General features: G+C 61.3%; 12 protein-coding genes. 6 read left to right on the top strand and 6 right to left on the bottom strand.

Translation table 11 applies throughout. The features are described from left to right. Positions 1 to 44 precede the first annotated feature (44 nt). From AYR47_RS15125 to AYR47_RS15115, 3 genes are all read right to left on the bottom strand, one after another. Positions 45 to 1,289: a lipoprotein-releasing ABC transporter permease subunit gene (locus AYR47_RS15125; protein WP_033902566.1), complete on the bottom strand. Its 1,245-nt coding sequence runs from the start codon at positions 1,287 to 1,289 to the stop codon at positions 45 to 47. Positions 1,290 to 1,351: 62 nt separating this feature from the next. Further along, positions 1,352 to 2,035: a lipoprotein-releasing ABC transporter ATP-binding protein LolD gene (gene lolD, locus AYR47_RS15120; RefSeq protein WP_167351254.1), complete on the bottom strand. Its 684-nt coding sequence runs from the start codon at positions 2,033 to 2,035 to the stop codon at positions 1,352 to 1,354. Between the two features lie 7 nt (positions 2,036 to 2,042). Next, positions 2,043 to 3,293, bottom strand: a complete 1,251-nt coding sequence (locus AYR47_RS15115) for a lipoprotein-releasing ABC transporter permease subunit (RefSeq protein ID WP_038850355.1) — start codon at positions 3,291 to 3,293, stop codon at positions 2,043 to 2,045. A 94-nt stretch (positions 3,294 to 3,387) separates the two neighbouring features. Between AYR47_RS15115 and AYR47_RS15110 the strand changes: the two genes are divergently transcribed. Then, positions 3,388 to 3,972: a PilZ domain-containing protein gene (locus tag AYR47_RS15110; RefSeq protein ID WP_033902569.1), complete on the top strand. Its 585-nt coding sequence runs from the start codon at positions 3,388 to 3,390 to the stop codon at positions 3,970 to 3,972. Between the two features lie 46 nt (positions 3,973 to 4,018). Next, positions 4,019 to 4,741, top strand: coding sequence for a glycerophosphodiester phosphodiesterase (locus AYR47_RS15105; protein WP_016975274.1), 723 nt, complete (start codon positions 4,019 to 4,021; stop codon positions 4,739 to 4,741). Positions 4,742 to 4,783: 42 nt separating this feature from the next. On the opposite strand, the gene sthA is transcribed toward AYR47_RS15105, so the two are convergent. Beyond that, entirely contained in the window at positions 4,784 to 6,178 is a 1,395-nt protein-coding gene (gene sthA, locus AYR47_RS15100) for a Si-specific NAD(P)(+) transhydrogenase (protein WP_016975273.1), read from the bottom strand. A 234-nt stretch (positions 6,179 to 6,412) separates the two neighbouring features. On the opposite strand from sthA, the gene AYR47_RS15095 reads away from it, so the two are divergent. Next, positions 6,413 to 6,946 carry a chalcone isomerase family protein gene (locus AYR47_RS15095; RefSeq protein WP_033902570.1) on the top strand — a complete coding sequence of 178 codons (534 nt, stop codon included), beginning with the start codon at positions 6,413 to 6,415 and terminating at the stop codon, positions 6,944 to 6,946. Between the two features lie 183 nt (positions 6,947 to 7,129). Here AYR47_RS15095 and AYR47_RS15090 read toward each other — a convergent pair whose 3' ends face one another. Continuing rightward, positions 7,130 to 8,593: a glyceraldehyde-3-phosphate dehydrogenase gene (locus AYR47_RS15090; RefSeq protein ID WP_033902571.1), complete on the bottom strand. Its 1,464-nt coding sequence runs from the start codon at positions 8,591 to 8,593 to the stop codon at positions 7,130 to 7,132. Positions 8,594 to 8,933: 340 nt separating this feature from the next. On the opposite strand from AYR47_RS15090, the gene mfd reads away from it, so the two are divergent. From mfd to AYR47_RS15075, 3 genes are read left to right on the top strand one after another with little or no spacing between them, the layout of a single operon-like run. Further along, the gene (gene mfd, locus AYR47_RS15085; RefSeq protein WP_061435736.1) at positions 8,934 to 12,383 is read left to right on the top strand and encodes a transcription-repair coupling factor; all 3,450 of its coding nucleotides are present in this window, start codon (positions 8,934 to 8,936) and stop codon (positions 12,381 to 12,383) included. An 11-nt stretch (positions 12,384 to 12,394) separates the two neighbouring features. Next, complete coding sequence (locus AYR47_RS15080) at positions 12,395 to 12,961, top strand: CsiV family protein (RefSeq protein ID WP_033902573.1); 567 nt, start codon at positions 12,395 to 12,397, stop codon at positions 12,959 to 12,961. Between the two features lie 9 nt (positions 12,962 to 12,970). Further along, a complete protein-coding gene (locus tag AYR47_RS15075) occupies positions 12,971 to 15,661 on the top strand; it encodes a DEAD/DEAH box helicase (protein WP_033902574.1) in 2,691 nt (896 codons plus the stop codon). Here AYR47_RS15075 and nagZ read toward each other — a convergent pair. Further along, the gene (nagZ, locus tag AYR47_RS15070; protein WP_033902575.1) at positions 15,658 to 16,665 is read right to left on the bottom strand and encodes a beta-N-acetylhexosaminidase; all 1,008 of its coding nucleotides are present in this window, start codon (positions 16,663 to 16,665) and stop codon (positions 15,658 to 15,660) included. The genes AYR47_RS15075 and nagZ overlap by 4 nt on opposite strands. Between the last annotated feature and the right edge of the window lie 125 nt (positions 16,666 to 16,790).

The following is a 16,790-nucleotide window of genomic DNA, read 5'->3' as shown; positions in this document are numbered from 1 at the left end:
TTTGAATGTATTCACAAATCAAAATGTGGGAGCGGGCTTGAAGTTTACGAATATCTCAGGGCATGCGCCGGCTCAATCTTCGCCGCCCGATACGCCGGATACAACGTGGCCAGAAAGCTCAACACAAACCCGGCCGTGCAGATCAGCAGCACATCCCCGCCTTGCAGTTCCGAAGGCAGGTTGCTGACAAAGTACACGTCCGAACTGAAGATATGCTGCCCGGTAACCCGCTCGACCCAGCCCACCAGCTCACTCACGTTCAGTGCGGCAATCACGCCCAATACGCCGCCGATCAAAGTACCGACGATACCGATCACCGTGCCCTGCACCATGAAGATCGCCATGATCTGCCGTGGCGTCGCGCCGATGGTGCGCAAAATCGCAATGTCCGCGCCCTTGTCGTTCACTACCATGATCAGAGTGGCGATGATGTTGAACGCGGCCACGGCGACAATCATCAGCAACAGCAGGCCGATCATGGTCTTTTCCATCTTCATCGCGCTGAACAGGCTGCCCTGGGTGTGGGTCCAGTCGTCAGGCTTGTAGGCAGCGCCCAGGCTGGCGGCGATGTCCGATGAGACCTTGGGGGCCGCGTACAGGTCCTTCACCGCCAGGCGCACGCTTTGTACCTGGTTTGGCTGCCAATGCTGGATCTCTGCGGCGTCGGCCATGTGGATCATGGCCATGGAACCGTCCAGTTCAGCACCGACCTTGAAGATGCCCACCACGTTCAAACGCTGCATGCGTGGGGTGATGCCGCCCGGCGCGGTGCTGATTTCCGGCACGATCAGGGTCACTTTGTCGCCCACATTCAGACGGAAGCGCCGAGCCGTGATTTCGCCGACTACCACGCCGAACTCGCCGGGCTTCAAGTCTTCCAGGCTGCCGCGCACGATGTGTTGGGCCACGATCGACACCTTGCCTTCCTGCGCCGGGTCGATGCCGCTGATCTCAATCGGCTGCATCGCGCCTTTGTAGGAGAACATGCCGTCCATTTGCGTGAAAGGTACGGCGGCGGTCACTTCCGGATTCTTCATCGCGGCGGCGGCCACCGGCTGCCAATCGTTAATCGGATTCACGCCGACGATGGTGGCATGGGGCACCATGCCGAGGATGCGCGAGCTCATTTCACGCTGGAAGCCGTTCATCACCGACAACACCACGATCATCGCCAACACGCCCAGGGCGAGGCCGATCATCGAGGTCATCGAGATAAACGAGACAAAACGGTTGCGGCGCTTGGCGCGGGTATAGCGCGTGCCGATGAAAATCGATAACGGTCTGAACATTCGCTTGCACCGCCTGAAAAAATGAAAAAGCCCGGCGCTTGAAGCGCCGGGCTTGAAACGGGTCAGATGGCGACCAGATGACCTTCCTGCAGGTGCAACACACGGTCCATCTGGCGGGCCATGCTCATGTCATGGGTCACCACCAGGAACGCGGTGCGCATCTGGGTGCTCAGTTCCAGCATCAAGTCCTTGATGCCCTGGGCGGTGTGGGAATCGAGGTTGCCGGTCGGCTCATCGAGCATCACCAACCCTGGGTTGTTCACCAGGGCGCGGGCGATGGCCACACGCTGGCGCTCGCCGCCGGACAACTCGGCCGGTTTGTGCTCCAGGCGATGGCCGAGGCCAACGCGCTCCAGCAGCGCTTTGGCACGCTGGCGGGCTTGCGGGATCGCGGTCTTGCCGATCAGCAGCGGCATGCACACGTTTTCCAGGGCGGTGAACTCCGGCAACAGGTGGTGGAACTGATACACAAAGCCCAGCGAACGGTTGCGCAGCTGGCCGCGAGCCTTTTCACCGAGGGCCGACAGTTCTTCACCGGCCAGCCACACGCTGCCCTGGGACGGCGTATCAAGGCCGCCCAACAGGTTCAGCAAGGTACTTTTACCGGAACCGGAACTGCCGACGATCGCCACGCGCTCGCCTGGGTGCAGCTCAAGTTGCAGGTTGGACAGCACCACCACCGACTCCGGGCCTTCCTCGTAGGATTTGCCCAGGTCGCGGCAGCTCAGGATTGCTTTTTCACTCATGCCCGATTCACTCATAACGTAAGGCCTGTGCTGGCTGGGTACGTGCCGCGCGCCAGGCTGGATACAGGGTGGCAAGGAAACTCAGGACCAACGCAGCGCCGCCCACCATCAACACGTCCTGGGCCTGAACCTGGGACGGCAAGTAGTCGATGAAGTAGACGTCGGCGTTGAGAAACTTGTGGCCAATCAGGGTTTCGAGGCCGGCGATGGCGGCGCTCACGTTCAGCGCGGCCAAAATGCCGACGGCCGTACCGATCAGGGTACCGACCACGCCGATCACGGTGCCCTGCACCATGAAGATCGCCATGATCTGCCCCGGCGTGGCGCCGAGAGTGCGCAGGATGGCGATATCGCCCTTCTTGTCGTTCACCACCATCACCAGCGTGGAGATGATGTTGAAGGCCGCCACGGCGACGATCAGCAGCAACAGCAGGCCGATCATGGCTTTTTCCATGCGGATGGCCTGGTACAGGTTGCCGTGGGTACGGGTCCAGTCGCGGGCGTAGTACTGGCTTTCACCCAGGTGCTGGGCGATTTCCCAGGCGCCGCGCGGCGCATCGAACAAGTCGGCGAACTTAAGGCGCAAGCCCTGCACCTGGTCCGGCTGCCAGCGATGCAGGCGCGCCAGGTCGGTGAGGTTGGTCAGGCCTAGGTAGCCGTCGATCTCGCCAGCGCCAACGTGGAAAGTACCGACCACGGTAAAGCGCTTCATACGTGGGAACATGCCCGCCGGGGTCACCGTGACTTCCGGCGCGACGAAGGTCAGCTTGTCGCCGAGGCCCACGCCGAGCTTGGCCGCGGCCTTGTCGCCGATGACGATGCCAAAGCTGCCGGGCGCCAGGTCATCGAGTTTGCCCTGCAGCATGAACTTGTCGATGATCGAGACGTTGCGTTCCTGGACCGGGTCGATGGCATTGAGCAGGATCTTCTGCACCTTGCCGTCATGGGTCAGCAACCCCTGCATCTGGGTGAATGGCGCGACGGCCAGCACCTTGGGGTTCTGCTTGACCTTGTCGGCCAGGCTTTGCCAATCACTGATGGGCGCATCGCCCTCGATGGTCGCGTGGGGCACCATGCCCAACACGCGGGTGCGCATCTCATGATCAAAGCCATTCATCACCGACAGCACCACGATCATCACGACCACGCCCAAGGCGAGCCCGATCATCGAGGTCAGGGAAATGAACGACACAAAATGATTGCGACGCTTTGCACGGGTATAACGCGTGCCGATAAATACGAAGAGAGGTCTGAACATGTCGGGGCTTGTTCGGAGGAAAAGAAGACGTCCCGGTGGCGGGGTCTGGTAAGCAGCTTTACACTCTGACCATTACCGCTAGCTGGGGTTCGCCATGTCGACATTAGATGAAGAAGAACGCCGCGAATACTACCGTATCGACGACATGATCGCACTTCAAATCAAAAGCCTGTCTGCCCCCGAGGCGGCGAGCAAGGAAGTGTTGCTGGATGATTCTCCGCTGTTCAATTTACTCAGTGAATTGCACCTGAGTGAATTCGAAGCGCAGCACCTGCTGCGCCAGCTCAGCGAGAAGGATCGCACCCTCGCCGCCTTCCTTCGCGTGCAGAACAAACGCCTGGACCTGCTCAGCCAGATCATGGCGCGCGGACTGCTGGATGAAGTCGGCGCGCCGCAGCCAGTGATCATTTCCGAAGGCGGCATCGACTTCCAACACCCCACGCCCCTGCCGGCCGGCGCACACCTGGCGGTGAAACTGGTGCTGATGCCCCAGGCGCTCGGCCTGCTGCTGCGTGCGCGGGTCACCCATTGCGACCCCAAAGGCGCAGGCTTTGATGTCGGCACGGAATTCGAAGCCATGACCGACGCCCAACGCCAATTGCTGGCGCGCTACATCCTGCAGAAACAGGCCCAGGAACGCCGCCTGGCGCGGGAACAGAGCGACGCCCAAGACACTTGAACTCTCGAATTCACCCCGCCAGACGACCTGGCGTAAAGGAGCAACTGTGACCCTGATCTACGGCCACCGCGGTGCCAAAGGCGAAGCACCTGAAAACACCCTGACCAGCTTCCAGGAGTGCCTCAAGCACGGTGTACGCCGTTGCGAACTGGATTTGCACCTGTCCATGGACGGCGAGCTGATGGTCATCCACGACCCAACCCTCAAGCGCACCGCCGACCGGCGCGGCAAAGTCGTCGAATACTCGGCGGCCGACCTGGTCAAGATGGATGCGCGCAAAGGCGGCCCTGGCTGGGTCAAGCCGTGCCCGATTCCGCGCTTGGAAGAGCTGTTCGAAAAGTGTGACTTCGATCACTGGCAACTGGAAGTCAAAAGCGCCTCGCGCACCCGCGCCGCCACCACCGTGTTGGCGATCCGCGAGATGGCCGTGCGCTTTGGCCTGATGGACAAAGTCACCGTCACCTCAAGTTCGCGAGAAGTGCTGAAGGCGGCCGTTGAACTCACCCCCGACCTGTCACGCGGCCTGGTAGCCGAATACGCCTGGCTCGACCCGCTGAAGGTCGCGCAGAATTACGGCTGTGAGATCTTGGCGTTGAACTGGACGTTGTGCACCCCTGAGCGACTGGAAAAAGCCCAGCGCCAGGGTTTGCACGTGTCCGTATGGACCGTCAACGAACCCGCGCTGATGCGCAGGCTCGCCGACTTCGGCGTAGATAGCCTGATTACAGACTTTCCCGGTTTGGCCACTGCCACTCTCGGGAATTACTGAAATCGGTCTCCCCGGCCGGCTCAGGCCACCGGCCGGAGCCGCTCAAAAAAGCCGGTTGAGGCCGTCGTAGGCCGCTACCCGATAGGCTTCCGCCATGGTCGGGTAGTTAAACGTGGTGTTGACGAAATACTTAAGCGTATTGAGTTCGCCCGGCTGGTTCATGATCGCCTGGCCGATGTGCACGATCTCCGAAGCCTGGTAGCCGAAGCAATGCACGCCGAGGACTTCCAGGGTTTCACGGTGGAACAGGATCTTCAGCATACCTTGCGGCTCGCCAGCGATCTGCGCACGCGCCATGCTCTTGAAGAACGCCTTGCCGACTTCGTAAGGCACCTTGGCCTTGGTCAGTTCGTGTTCGTTCTTGCCGATCGAGCTGATCTCGGGAATCGTGTAGATCCCGGTCGGCACGTCGTTCACGTAGCGCCAGCTGCCATTGTCGACGATGCTGCCAGCGGCCGAGCGACCCTGGTCATGGGCGGCACTGGCCAGGCTTGGCCAGCCGATCACGTCACCAGCACCGTAGATGTTCGCCACGCAGGTGCGATAGTTCTCGTCCACTTCGATCTGGCCACGGCTGTTGACCTTGACCCCGATGTTTTCCATACCCAGCTTGTCGGTGTTACCGGTACGGCCGTTGCACCACAGCAAGGCGTCGGCCTTGATCTTCTTGCCGGACTTGAGGTGCAGGATCACACCGTTATCCAGGCCTTCAACGCGCTCGTACTCTTCGTTGTGGCGCACGGTGATGTTGTTGTTGCTGAAGTGGTAGCTCAACGCCTGGGAGATTTCCGAGTCGAGGAAGCTCAGCAACTGGTCGCGGTTGTCCACCAGTTCCACCAGTACACCCAGGCCGCTGAAGATCGAGGCGTATTCACAGCCTATCACGCCAGCGCCGTAGATGATCAGTTTGCGCGGGGTGTGGCCCAGGCTCAGGATGGTGTCGCTATCGTAGATACGCGGATGGTGGAAATCGATGTCCGCCGGGCGGTACGGGCGCGAACCGGTGGCGATGATGATGTGCTTGGCCACCAGCTTCTCGACCACGCCATTGGGGCAGACCACTTCGATGGTTTGCTCGTCGGCGAAGCTGCCGGTGCCGAAGAACAGGTCGACGCGGTTACGGGCGTAGTAGCCGGTACGCGAGGCGACTTGCTTGGAGATGACTTTCTCGGCGCTCTTGAGCACGTCCGGGAACGAGAACCAGCGCGGCTCACCAATGGCCCGGAACATCGGGTTGGTGTTGAACTGCATGATCTGGCGCACCGAGTGACGCAAGGCCTTGGACGGGATGGTGCCCAGGTGGGTGCAGTTACCGCCGACCTGACGACGGCTATCGACCATCGCCACCTTGCGCCCTGCTTTCGCGGCGTTCATCGCCGCACCTTCTCCAGCAGGGCCGGAACCCAGTACCACCACGTCGTAGTTGTAGACAGCCATGCGTACTCCTCAGAACAGGCCAGGCGTACGGTTGGACGCCGGGCTAAATCATGCCGCGGCCAGCGGTCATGAAGGACAATTCGGCTCAAGTGTGTGAACCGGGGCACAGTCTATATAAGGCTCAACGCCGCGAACATTAACCCTTGGTCGCGTCGTAGGCCAGTCTTGCCTTTACTACACCATCAGGAAATTGCAATTACACTGCCAGCAAGCCCCTTTGCAGGACTGGCCATTATGCGACATGTCGCTTTCTGTTTATTACTGATGCTGTCGATCACGGTGCAGGCCAATGAGGCGGATCGGCTGAAACAGGCCGATTTCCCGGCGAAGTCCCAGCTACTGACCTTGAAAAACCAGGCGGTGCTCACTTACCTCTGGGCGGATGTTTACGCGGCTGCGCTGTATGCCCCGCCCGACGTGAGCGCCAAGCAGGCCTGGGCGCAACAGAAAGCGCTGCGCCTGACGCTGTATTACTTCCGTGACATCGACCGCAATGATGTGATCAAAGCCGCCACTGCCACGCTGGAGCACCAACAGGCCAGCGCCCGACTCAAACCCGAGATAGACAAACTGCACGCCAGCTTTCGCGATATCCGCAGCGGTGATCGGTATGCCCTGGACTTTCGTCCGGGACGTGGATTGAACCTGGAGATCAATGGTCAGGTGGTGTTCAGCAGTCGTGATGACGAGCTAGCGCGGGCTTACCTGGGCATTTGGCTGGCGCCCAAAGGATTGTCCGACAGTTTGCGCGACAGACTCCTCCTATAGGAGCGAGCGTTTTGTGGCGAGGGAGCTTGCTCCCGCTGGGCTGCGAAGCGGCCCCAAAAAGCATGCGGGCGCTACGCACCCGAGCGGGAGCAAGCTCCCTCGCCACAACAATCCCCCCCTTGCAAAAAAGCAAATACGAAAAAGCCCCGAACCAGTCGGGGCTTTTTCATTTACTGCTGATACTTAGCGCGGAAACGCAGGCGGGTTCACCCCAGCCATGTCTTCCATCACGCGAACCACCTGGCAGCTGTAGCCGAACTCGTTGTCGTACCACACGTACAGGACAACGCGGTTGTCCTGGGTAATGGTCGCTTCCGCGTCCACCACACCGGCGTGGCGCGAGCCCACGAAGTCGGTGGAGACCACTTCCTGCGAGTTGACGAAGTCGATTTGCTTATGCAGATCGGAGTGCAGCGCCATGTAGCGCAGGTACTCGTTCATCTCTTCACGGGTGGCGGCTTTCTCAAGGTTCAGGTTGAGAATGGCCATCGACACGTTTGGCGTCGGCACGCGGATCGCGTTACCGGTCAGCTTGCCGGCCAGCTCAGGCAGGGCCTTGGCAGCAGCAGTGGCAGCACCGGTCTCGGTGATCACCATGTTCAACGCGGCGCTACGGCCACGGCGATCGCCCTTGTGGAAGTTATCGATCAGGTTCTGGTCGTTGGTGTACGAGTGAACGGTCTCGACGTGACCGTTGACGATGCCGAACTTGTCATTCACCGCCTTCAGCACCGGCACGATGGCGTTGGTGGTGCAGGAAGCGGCGGACACGATCTTGTCGTCAGCGGTGATTTCGCTGTGGTTGATGCCGTGAACGATGTTCTTCAGCTTGCCTTTGCCAGGCGCGGTCAGGACAACGCGATCCACACCCGGGCAGGCCAGGTGCTGGCCCAGGCCTTCGGCGTCACGCCATACGCCAGTGTTGTCCACCAACAGGGCGTCCTTGATGCCGTACTGGGTGTAATCCACCTCGGACGGGTTTTTCGCGTAGATCACCTGGATCAGGTTACCGTTGGCGGTGATGGTGTTGTTTTCTTCGTCGATGACGATGGTGCCGTTGAACGGACCGTGTACCGAATCGCGGCGCAGCAGGCTGGCGCGTTTGGTCAGGTCGTTCTCGGCGCCTTTACGCACGACGATGGCACGCAAGCGCAGGCCGTCGCCGCCACCGGTTTTTTCGATCAGGATGCGTGCCAGCAGGCGGCCGATACGACCGAAGCCGTACAGCACCACGTCGGTGCCTTTGCGGGCAGCGGCGTTTTGCTGGCCAACCACATCGGCCATTTCTTCACGCACGAACTGCTCGGCGCTGCGGCCGGCGCCTTCCTTGCGGAATTTGTAGGCCAGCTTGCCCAGGTCTACCGAAGCCGCGCCGAGCTTGAGCTCGCTCATGGCTTTAAGCAGTGGGAATGTTTCGTGGACGGAGAGTTCGCTGTCGTCGGCGGAACGGTGACGCGCAAAGCGGTGGGCTTTGAGAATCGCGATGACGGACTGGTTGATCAGGCTGCGGCCATAGATCGAGCTCACCACATTGTTATTGCGGTACAGCTGACCGATAAGCGGGATCATCGCTTCTGCGAGTGCTTCACGGTCGATCCATTCACCAAGACACTGGTCGGGCTTCTGAGTCACGGGAACCTTCCACATGTAGGGGCTGAAAAAAGGGGCTACATTATGCCGCCCGACCGCCCCCGGAGCAATGCGCGTCCGGCAACAAAAAGTCCTTGCGAAAAATTGACACCCCGCTACAGCCCAGTAAATACGCGGGTTCCAGAAGGCCACTAATGGCAGGCGCGGAACAACTTGTCCGTAACCCTCCGAAAAACGCGTACATTTTGGCACTACATATTGAGTCAAAACCCGCCATTGTTTGTCTTAGCCACTACATTTCCTACAAACCGTAATAGGCTCAGTCAGCAACTGACAGACGGCGCCCCGCACCGTTACAATTACCGACTTTGTCGCAACGCTTGGAGCTCAACCTTCCGTGCCCGTCCTGCGTCTACCGCTACTCCCTGCTGCGGCAGGCAAACAGCACTGGGGCAACCTGCCCGGTGCCGCCCTGAGCCTGGCTATCGCCGAGGCTGCCAGCGCAGCCAAGCGCTTTACCCTGCTGCTCACCGCCGACAGCCAAAGCGCCGAACGGCTGGAGCAGGAGCTGAGCTTCTTCGCCCCCGATTTGCCGGTGCTGCATTTCCCCGACTGGGAAACCCTGCCCTACGACCTATTCTCGCCGCACCAGGACATCATCTCCCAGCGCATCGCCAGCCTGTACCGCTTGCCGGAACTGGCCCACGGCGTGCTGGTAGTGCCGATCACCACGGCCTTGCATCGCCTCGCGCCGACCAAGTTCCTGCTGGGCAGCAGCCTCGTGCTGGATATCGGCCAGAAGCTGGACGTCGAACAAATGCGCACGCGCCTGGAAGCCAGCGGCTATCGCTGCGTCGACACGGTGTACGAGCACGGTGAGTTCGCGGTGCGTGGCGCGCTGATCGACCTGTTCCCGATGGGCAGCAAACTGCCCTATCGCATCGACCTGTTCGACGACGAAATCGAGACCCTGCGCACCTTCGATCCGGAAAACCAGCGCTCCATCGACAAGGTGGACTCGGTCAAGCTGCTGCCCGCACGGGAATTCCCGCTGCAGAAAGACGCGGTCACGCGCTTCAAGGCACGTTTCCGTGAGCGCTTCGACGTGGACTTCCGCCGCTGCCCGATTTTCCAGGACCTGAGCAGCGGAATCACCCCGGCCGGTATCGAATACTACCTGCCGTTGTTTTTCGACGAGACCTCCACCCTGTTCGATTACCTGCCCCAGGACACCCAGGTGTTCTCGCTGCCAGGCATCGAACAGGCCGCGGAAAACTTCTGGAACGACGTGCGCAACCGCTATGAAGAGCGCCGCGTCGATCCGTCCCGTCCTTTATTGCCGCCCGCCGAACTGTTCCTGCCGGTGGAAGACTGCTTTGCGCGCCTGAAAAGCTGGCCGCGCGTGGTCGCCAGCCAACAGGATGTGGAGACCGGCGTCGGCCGCGAACGCTTCCCGGCGGGCACACTGCCGGATCTGGCAATCCAGGCAAAAGCCACGCAACCGCTGGAAGCGCTGTCCAATTTCCTCGGCGACTTCCCCGGCCGCGTGTTGTTTACCGCTGAATCCGCCGGCCGTCGCGAAGTGCTGCTGGAACTGCTGGAACGCCTGAAGCTGCGACCGAAAACCGTCGACAGCTGGCCGGACTTCGTCAAAAGCAAAGAACGCCTGGCGATCACCATCGCGCCGCTGGACGAAGGCCTGTTGCTGGATGATCCGGCCCTGGCATTGATCGCCGAAAGCCCGCTGTTCGGTCAGCGCGTGATGCAACGTCGCCGCCGCGAAAAACGCGCAGACGCCAACAACGACGCGGTGATCAAGAACCTCACCGAACTGCGCGAAGGCGCGCCAGTGGTGCACATCGACCACGGCGTCGGCCGCTACTTGGGCTTGCAGACCCTGGAGATCGACAACCAGGCCGCCGAATTCCTCACCATGGAATACGCCGAAGGCGCCAAGCTCTATGTGCCAGTAGCCAGCTTGCATTTGATCGCGCGCTACACCGGCAGCGATGACGCCCTGGCGCCCTTGCATCGCCTGGGCTCCGAGACCTGGCAGAAAGCCAAGCGCAAGGCCGCCGAGCAGGTGCGCGACGTCGCTGCCGAACTGCTCGACATCTACGCACGCCGCGCTGCCCGCGAAGGTTACGCGTTTGCCGACCCGAAAGCCGACTACGCCACCTTCAGCGCCGGCTTCGCCTTCGAGGAAACCCCGGACCAGCAAACCACCATCGAAGCGGTGCGCGCCGACATGCTCGCGCCCAAGCCCATGGATCGCCTGGTCTGCGGCGACGTGGGCTTCGGCAAGACCGAAGTGGCCATGCGCGCCGCCTTTATTGCCGTGCACGGCGGCCGTCAGGTGGCAATTCTGGTGCCCACCACTCTGCTCGCCCAGCAGCACTACAACAGCTTCCGCGACCGCTTTGCCGATTGGCCGGTGACCGTGGAAGTGATGAGCCGCTTCAAATCAGCCAAGGAAGTGAATGCCGCCGTCGCCGACCTGGCTGAAGGCAAGATCGACATCGTGATCGGCACCCACAAACTGCTGTCGGACGACGTGAAGATCAAGAACCTGGGCCTGGTGATCATCGACGAAGAACACCGCTTTGGCGTACGTCAGAAAGAACAGCTCAAGGCCCTGCGCAGCGAAGTCGACATCCTCACCCTCACCGCCACGCCGATTCCGCGTACGCTGAACATGGCGGTGTCGGGCATGCGCGACCTGTCGATCATCGCCACGCCGCCCGCGCGCCGCTTGTCGGTGCGCACTTTCGTGATGGAGCAGAACAAAAGCACGGTCAAGGAAGCGCTGCTGCGTGAACTGCTGCGCGGCGGGCAGGTGTACTACCTGCACAACGACGTGAAGACCATCGAGAAATGCGCCGCCGACCTCGCCGAGCTGGTGCCGGAGGCGCGTATCGCCATCGGCCACGGGCAGATGCGCGAGCGCGAACTCGAACAGGTGATGAGCGACTTCTACCACAAGCGCTTCAACGTGCTGATCGCCTCGACCATCATCGAGACCGGCATCGACGTGCCGAGCGCCAACACCATCATCATCGAGCGCGCCGACAAGTTCGGCCTGGCGCAATTGCACCAGTTGCGCGGTCGGGTCGGTCGCAGTCACCACCAGGCGTATGCCTATTTGCTGACGCCGCCGCGCCAACAGATCACTTCCGACGCAGAGAAGCGTCTGGAAGCCATCGCCAACACCCAGGACCTGGGCGCCGGTTTTGTGCTGGCCACCAACGACCTGGAAATCCGTGGCGCCGGCGAACTGCTGGGCGACGGCCAGAGCGGGCAGATCCAGGCAGTGGGCTTCACCCTCTATATGGAGATGCTCGAACGCGCGGTGAAAGCCATCCGCAAGGGCGAGCAGCCGAATCTGGATCAACCCTTGGGCGGCGGGCCGGAGATCAACCTGCGCTTGCCGGCGTTGATTCCCGAAGATTACCTGCCGGATGTACACGCACGGCTGATCCTGTACAAGCGCATCGCCTCGGCCACCGATGAGGAAGGCCTTAAAGACCTGCAGGTCGAGATGATCGATCGCTTCGGCCTGCTGCCGGAGCCGACCAAGAACCTGGTGCGCCTGACCCTGCTGAAATTGCAGGCAGAGCAGCTCGGCATCAAGAAGGTCGACGCCGGGCCGCAAGGCGGACGTATCGAATTCGAAGCGCAGACGCCGGTAGACCCCCTGGTGCTGATCAAACTGATCCAGGGCCAGCCCAACCGCTACAAGTTCGAAGGGGCTACGCTGTTCAAGTTCATGGTGCCGATGGAACGTGCCGAAGAACGCTTTAATACCTTGGAGGCGTTGTTCGAGCGCCTCATCCCGAAATCTGCTTGAAGGACGCCCCAATGCGCCTGATCCGCATGTTGAGCCTGTTGTTGGTGGTCGTGGCCCCTGCGGCGTTCGCCGATAGCCCGTACCAGGTGGAAATGATCCTGGTGCGCCAGAACGCCGAGCCGGTGATCAACAGCCGCGCCGCCCCGGAAAACTGGGATGCCGGAGCGGCGCGCCTGGGCGATAGACTGAGCCCGCCGCGCCTGTCCAACATTGTCGATAAGCTGCGTGCCGACTCTACCTATACGGTGCTGCTGCATAAGGCGTGGGAACAGAACCTGGGCGAGCAGCCGGTCAAGGTCGCGATCACCGACGGTTCGGAGCAATTCGGCCAGTTTCCGATCGAGGGCGTGTTGAGCCTGCAACTGGGGCGTTTTACCGATATCGATGCGAACTTCTGGATCAACCAGTTCGACGCCAACGGCAGCGTGATCGCCAGCGAGCACCTGAGCCAGACCGACGTGCGCACCAAAAACAACCAACTGAACTACCTGGACGGCGGCCACCTGGCGCTGCTGATCAAGATCACCTCGCTGACCGCCAAGCCACCCAGCGCGCCCCCGCCCGACATCCAGGACTGATCCAGCACCATGTCCCTCACGTCGTCGCTGACCAAACCCCTGGCCCCTTCGTGGGCCAATCGCTTTAAAGAGCAGAGCCTTGAGCGCGGGCGACGTTATGCCCTGGAAAACCGGGTGCGCATCGTCGAGTGCGGCGACAGCACCATCGTCGCCAGTTGCGAAGGCTCCGGCAGCAACGTGTATCGCCAGACCATCTCGCTGCGTGAATCGGCCAAGGGCACCTTGATCCTGGTGGACAGCCGCTGTACCTGCCCGGTGCACACCAACTGCAAACACATCGCCGCGGTATTGCTCAAGGTCCAGGAAACCCTGGCCTACCCCGCCGCCGCACAGGATGCAGAGCTGCTGGAAAAACTCCAGGCCGTGCTGGAAAACCGTGCGGTGCTGCCGCAAGTGGTGATGGAAGACGTGGTGCCGGTACCGCGCCTGTGGATGGCCAGTGTCGAATTCAGCGCGTTTGAACCGCGCAACGGCAAGATGCAGCGCTATATCCAGCACCGGGCGGCGCTGTCGTTCAACTACCTGGGTAACTACGTCAGTGGGCAGAAAAACGCTGACATCATCGTGCGCCAGGACACCCAGAGCCTGCGCATCAAGCGGCATCCGGAGCTTGAGCAACCGTATCGTGAACAACTGCGCCTGCTGGGCTTCAAGATCGCCACGCGCCAGAGCAAGGCCCTGCCGGAAAGCGCCGGCGAGCTGTTCGAGATGGTCAATGACAGTGCCTGGCTCACCTTCACCCTCAATGCCACGCCGACACTTCGCGCCGAGGGTTGGGAGCTGCTGATCGATGACGATTTCGGCTTCGACCTCAGCGCCGTCGATGACTGGTATGCCACCGTTGATGAAGGTCCGGAGCGTGATTGGTTCGATCTGGAGCTGGGGATCATCGTCAACGGCGAGCGGCTGAGCCTGTTGCCGATCCTGCTGAACCTGATGCGGTCCCACACCGAGATTCTCAACCCGGAGAAGCTGGCGCGGCGCCGCGATGATGAGCTGATCCTGGTGAATATCCCAGGCCTGCCCAATGGCCATGGCCCGATACAAGTGGCGCTGCCCTACGGTCGACTGAAGCCCGTACTGGCGACCCTCGGTGAGTTTTACCTACAGGAAGCCGGCGCCACCACGCTGCGCATGGCCAAGGCCGATGCCATCCGGCTCAACCCACTGGAAGACTTGCCGCTGCAATGGGAGGGTGGCGAGAAGATCCGCAACTTCGCCCAGCGCCTGCGGGATATCAAGGACTTTACCTGCGTAGCGCCTGAAGGGCTGAACGCGACCTTGCGCCCCTACCAACTGGAAGGCTTGAGCTGGATGCAGTCGCTGCGTCAGTTGGATGTCGGCGGCATACTTGCGGATGACATGGGCCTGGGCAAAACCCTACAGACCCTGGCGCATATTCTCAGCGAGAAGGCCGCGGGTCGCCTGGATCGGCCGTGCATGGTGGTGATGCCCACCAGCCTGATCCCCAACTGGCTGGATGAGGCGGCGCACTTCACACCGCAACTCAAGGTCTTGGCGCTCTATGGCGCGGGGCGTAAGAAACATTTCGCCAACCTGCAGGACTACGACCTGCTGCTGACCACCTACGCGCTGCTACCCAAGGACATCGAACAACTCGCCGCCCTGCCCTTGCATGTGCTGATCCTCGATGAAGCGCAGTACATCAAGAACCCGTCCAGCAAAGCGGCCCAAGCGGCGCGCGAGCTGAACGCACGCCAGCGCCTGTGCCTGAGTGGTACGCCGCTGGAAAACCATCTGGGCGAACTGTGGTCCCTGTTTCACTTCCTGCTGCCCGGCTGGCTCGGTGACGTGAAAAGCTTCAACCGCGATTACCGCGTGCCCATCGAAAAGCGCGCCAGCGATGTACGATTGCAGCACCTCAACGGTCGGATCAAACCTTTCCTGCTGCGCCGCACCAAGGAACAGGTGGCGACAGAATTGCCCCCCAAGACCGAGATCATCCACTGGGTCGACCTCAATGAAGCCCAGCGCGACGTGTACGAAACCATGCGCCTGGCGATGGATAAGAAAGTCCGCGACGAGATCACCCGCAAAGGCGTGGCGCGCAGCCAGATCATCATTCTTGAGGCGCTGCTGAAGTTGCGCCAAGTGTGTTGCGACTTGCGGCTGGTCAACGACGCGACCCTGCCCGCCCGTGGCAGCAGCTCCGGCAAGCTGGATAGCTTGATGGAGATGCTTGAGGAACTGTTTGAGGAAGGTCGGCGGATCCTGCTGTTTTCCCAGTTCACCTCAATGTTGAGCCTGATCGAAGTCGAGCTGAAAAAACGTGGCGTGGCCTACGCACTGCTCACCGGCCAGACCCGGGATCGGCGCACACCGGTGAAGGACTTCCAGAGCGGCAAGCTGCAGATTTTTCTGATCAGCTTGAAGGCCGGCGGTGTTGGCCTGAACCTGACCGAGGCCGATACGGTGATCCATTACGATCCTTGGTGGAACCCGGCCACGGAAAACCAGGCCACCGACCGTGCCTATCGCATCGGTCAGGAGAAGCCGGTGTTCGTCTACAAGATGATTGCCCGGGGCACGGTGGAAGAGAAAATCCAGCACCTGCAGAAGGAAAAATCCGATCTGGCAGCGGGCGTGCTGGATGGGCGTACTACTGGGGACTGGCAGTTGGGCAACGAGGATATTGAAGCGTTGTTTGCGCCGTTGCCCAACAAACAGGAAAAGCGCTAGATCAACTGCGCATCGCGCAAGGCAGTGAGGGCTTTCAGCCAACGCGGATCCTGTTTGTAGTCCATCGACGCAATCGCCTGGCCGCGCATCCGCGCGATTCGAGCCGATGGCTTGACCTTCATGCGCTGGGCGGCGGTCAACGCCAGTTCTGCAGCCGCGCGATCATTGCACACCAGGCCCATGTCGCAACCCGCCGTCAGCGCCGCTTCGATACGGCTGGCGGCGTCGCCCACCACGTGGGCACCGGCCATGGACAGGTCATCACTGAAAATCACGCCATCGAACCGCAACTCACCACGCAGGATATCCTGCAACCAGCGTCGCGAAAACCCGGCTGGCTGGGCGTCGACTTGCGGATAGATCACGTGCGCGGGCATCACCGCTGCGAGTTGCTTGCTCAAGCGTGCGAAAGGTACCAAGTCATTGGCGCGAATCTGTTCCAGGCTACGTTCATCATTGGGAATGGCGACGTGGGAGTCGGCCTCAGCCCAACCGTGACCGGGGAAGTGCTTGCCGGTGGCGGCCATGCCGGCGCTGTTCATGCCGCGAATGAAGGCACCGGCCAGCACGGCGGCGCGCTCCGGGTCGCCTTCGAAGGAACGGGTGCCGACCACGGCGCTGCGCTGGTAGTCCAGGTCCAGCACCGGGGCGAAACTCAGGTCCAGGCCAACGGCCAGCACTTCAGTCGCCATGATCCAGCCACACTGCTCGGCCAGGTATTCGGCGTTGGGGTTGTCGGCCAACGCACGCATGGCCGGCAGGCGCACAAAGCCCTGGCGCAGGCGCTGTACGCGGCCGCCTTCCTGGTCGACAGCCAGCAACAGGTCCGGGCGCACGGCGCGAATCGCGGCGCTCAATTCCCGCACTTGGCGCGGATGCTCGATATTGCGCGCGAAAATGATCAGGCCGCCCACTTCAGGCTGGCGCAGCAGGTGGCGGTCCTCGGCCGTCAGCCAGGTGCCAGCCACATCGACCATCAAAGAACCTTGCAGGGCAGCAGTCATAAACCTTCCTTAAATAACGCACACAACCCGTTGCCCTCACCAGGCACAGTGAGCACAACGGGTTATGAGTAAATAGCTGAATTCGGCATGGGCCGCTACTTTAGCGGATGCAAGCGGCCGCGCCC

It is taken from the genome of Pseudomonas azotoformans (assembly GCF_001579805.1).
In the GTDB taxonomy this organism is placed as follows: Bacteria; Pseudomonadota; Gammaproteobacteria; order Pseudomonadales; family Pseudomonadaceae; genus Aquipseudomonas; species Aquipseudomonas azotoformans_A.
The sequence above is the reverse complement of the archived record's forward strand: the minus strand, read 5'-3'. Positions and strand labels throughout refer to the sequence as shown.

Bases quoted from the DNA above. Each gene is read 5' to 3' on its own strand.
- AYR47_RS15125 (WP_033902566.1), bottom strand. From the start codon at position 1,289: ATGTTCAGACCGTTATCGATTTTCATCGGCACGCGCTATACCCGCGCC.
- lolD (WP_167351254.1), bottom strand. From the start codon at position 2,035: ATGAGTGAAAAAGCAATCCTGAGCTGCCGCGACCTGGGCAAATCCTAC.
- AYR47_RS15115 (WP_038850355.1), bottom strand. From the start codon at position 3,293: ATGTTCAGACCTCTCTTCGTATTTATCGGCACGCGTTATACCCGTGCA.
- AYR47_RS15110 (WP_033902569.1), top strand. From the start codon at position 3,388: ATGTCGACATTAGATGAAGAAGAACGCCGCGAATACTACCGTATCGAC.
- sthA (WP_016975273.1), bottom strand. From the start codon at position 6,178: ATGGCTGTCTACAACTACGACGTGGTGGTACTGGGTTCCGGCCCTGCT.
- AYR47_RS15095 (WP_033902570.1), top strand. From the start codon at position 6,413: ATGCGACATGTCGCTTTCTGTTTATTACTGATGCTGTCGATCACGGTG.
- AYR47_RS15090 (WP_033902571.1), bottom strand. From the start codon at position 8,593: ATGTGGAAGGTTCCCGTGACTCAGAAGCCCGACCAGTGTCTTGGTGAA.
- AYR47_RS15080 (WP_033902573.1), top strand. From the start codon at position 12,395: ATGCGCCTGATCCGCATGTTGAGCCTGTTGTTGGTGGTCGTGGCCCCT.
- AYR47_RS15075 (WP_033902574.1), top strand. From the start codon at position 12,971: ATGTCCCTCACGTCGTCGCTGACCAAACCCCTGGCCCCTTCGTGGGCC.
- nagZ (WP_033902575.1), bottom strand. From the start codon at position 16,665: ATGACTGCTGCCCTGCAAGGTTCTTTGATGGTCGATGTGGCTGGCACC.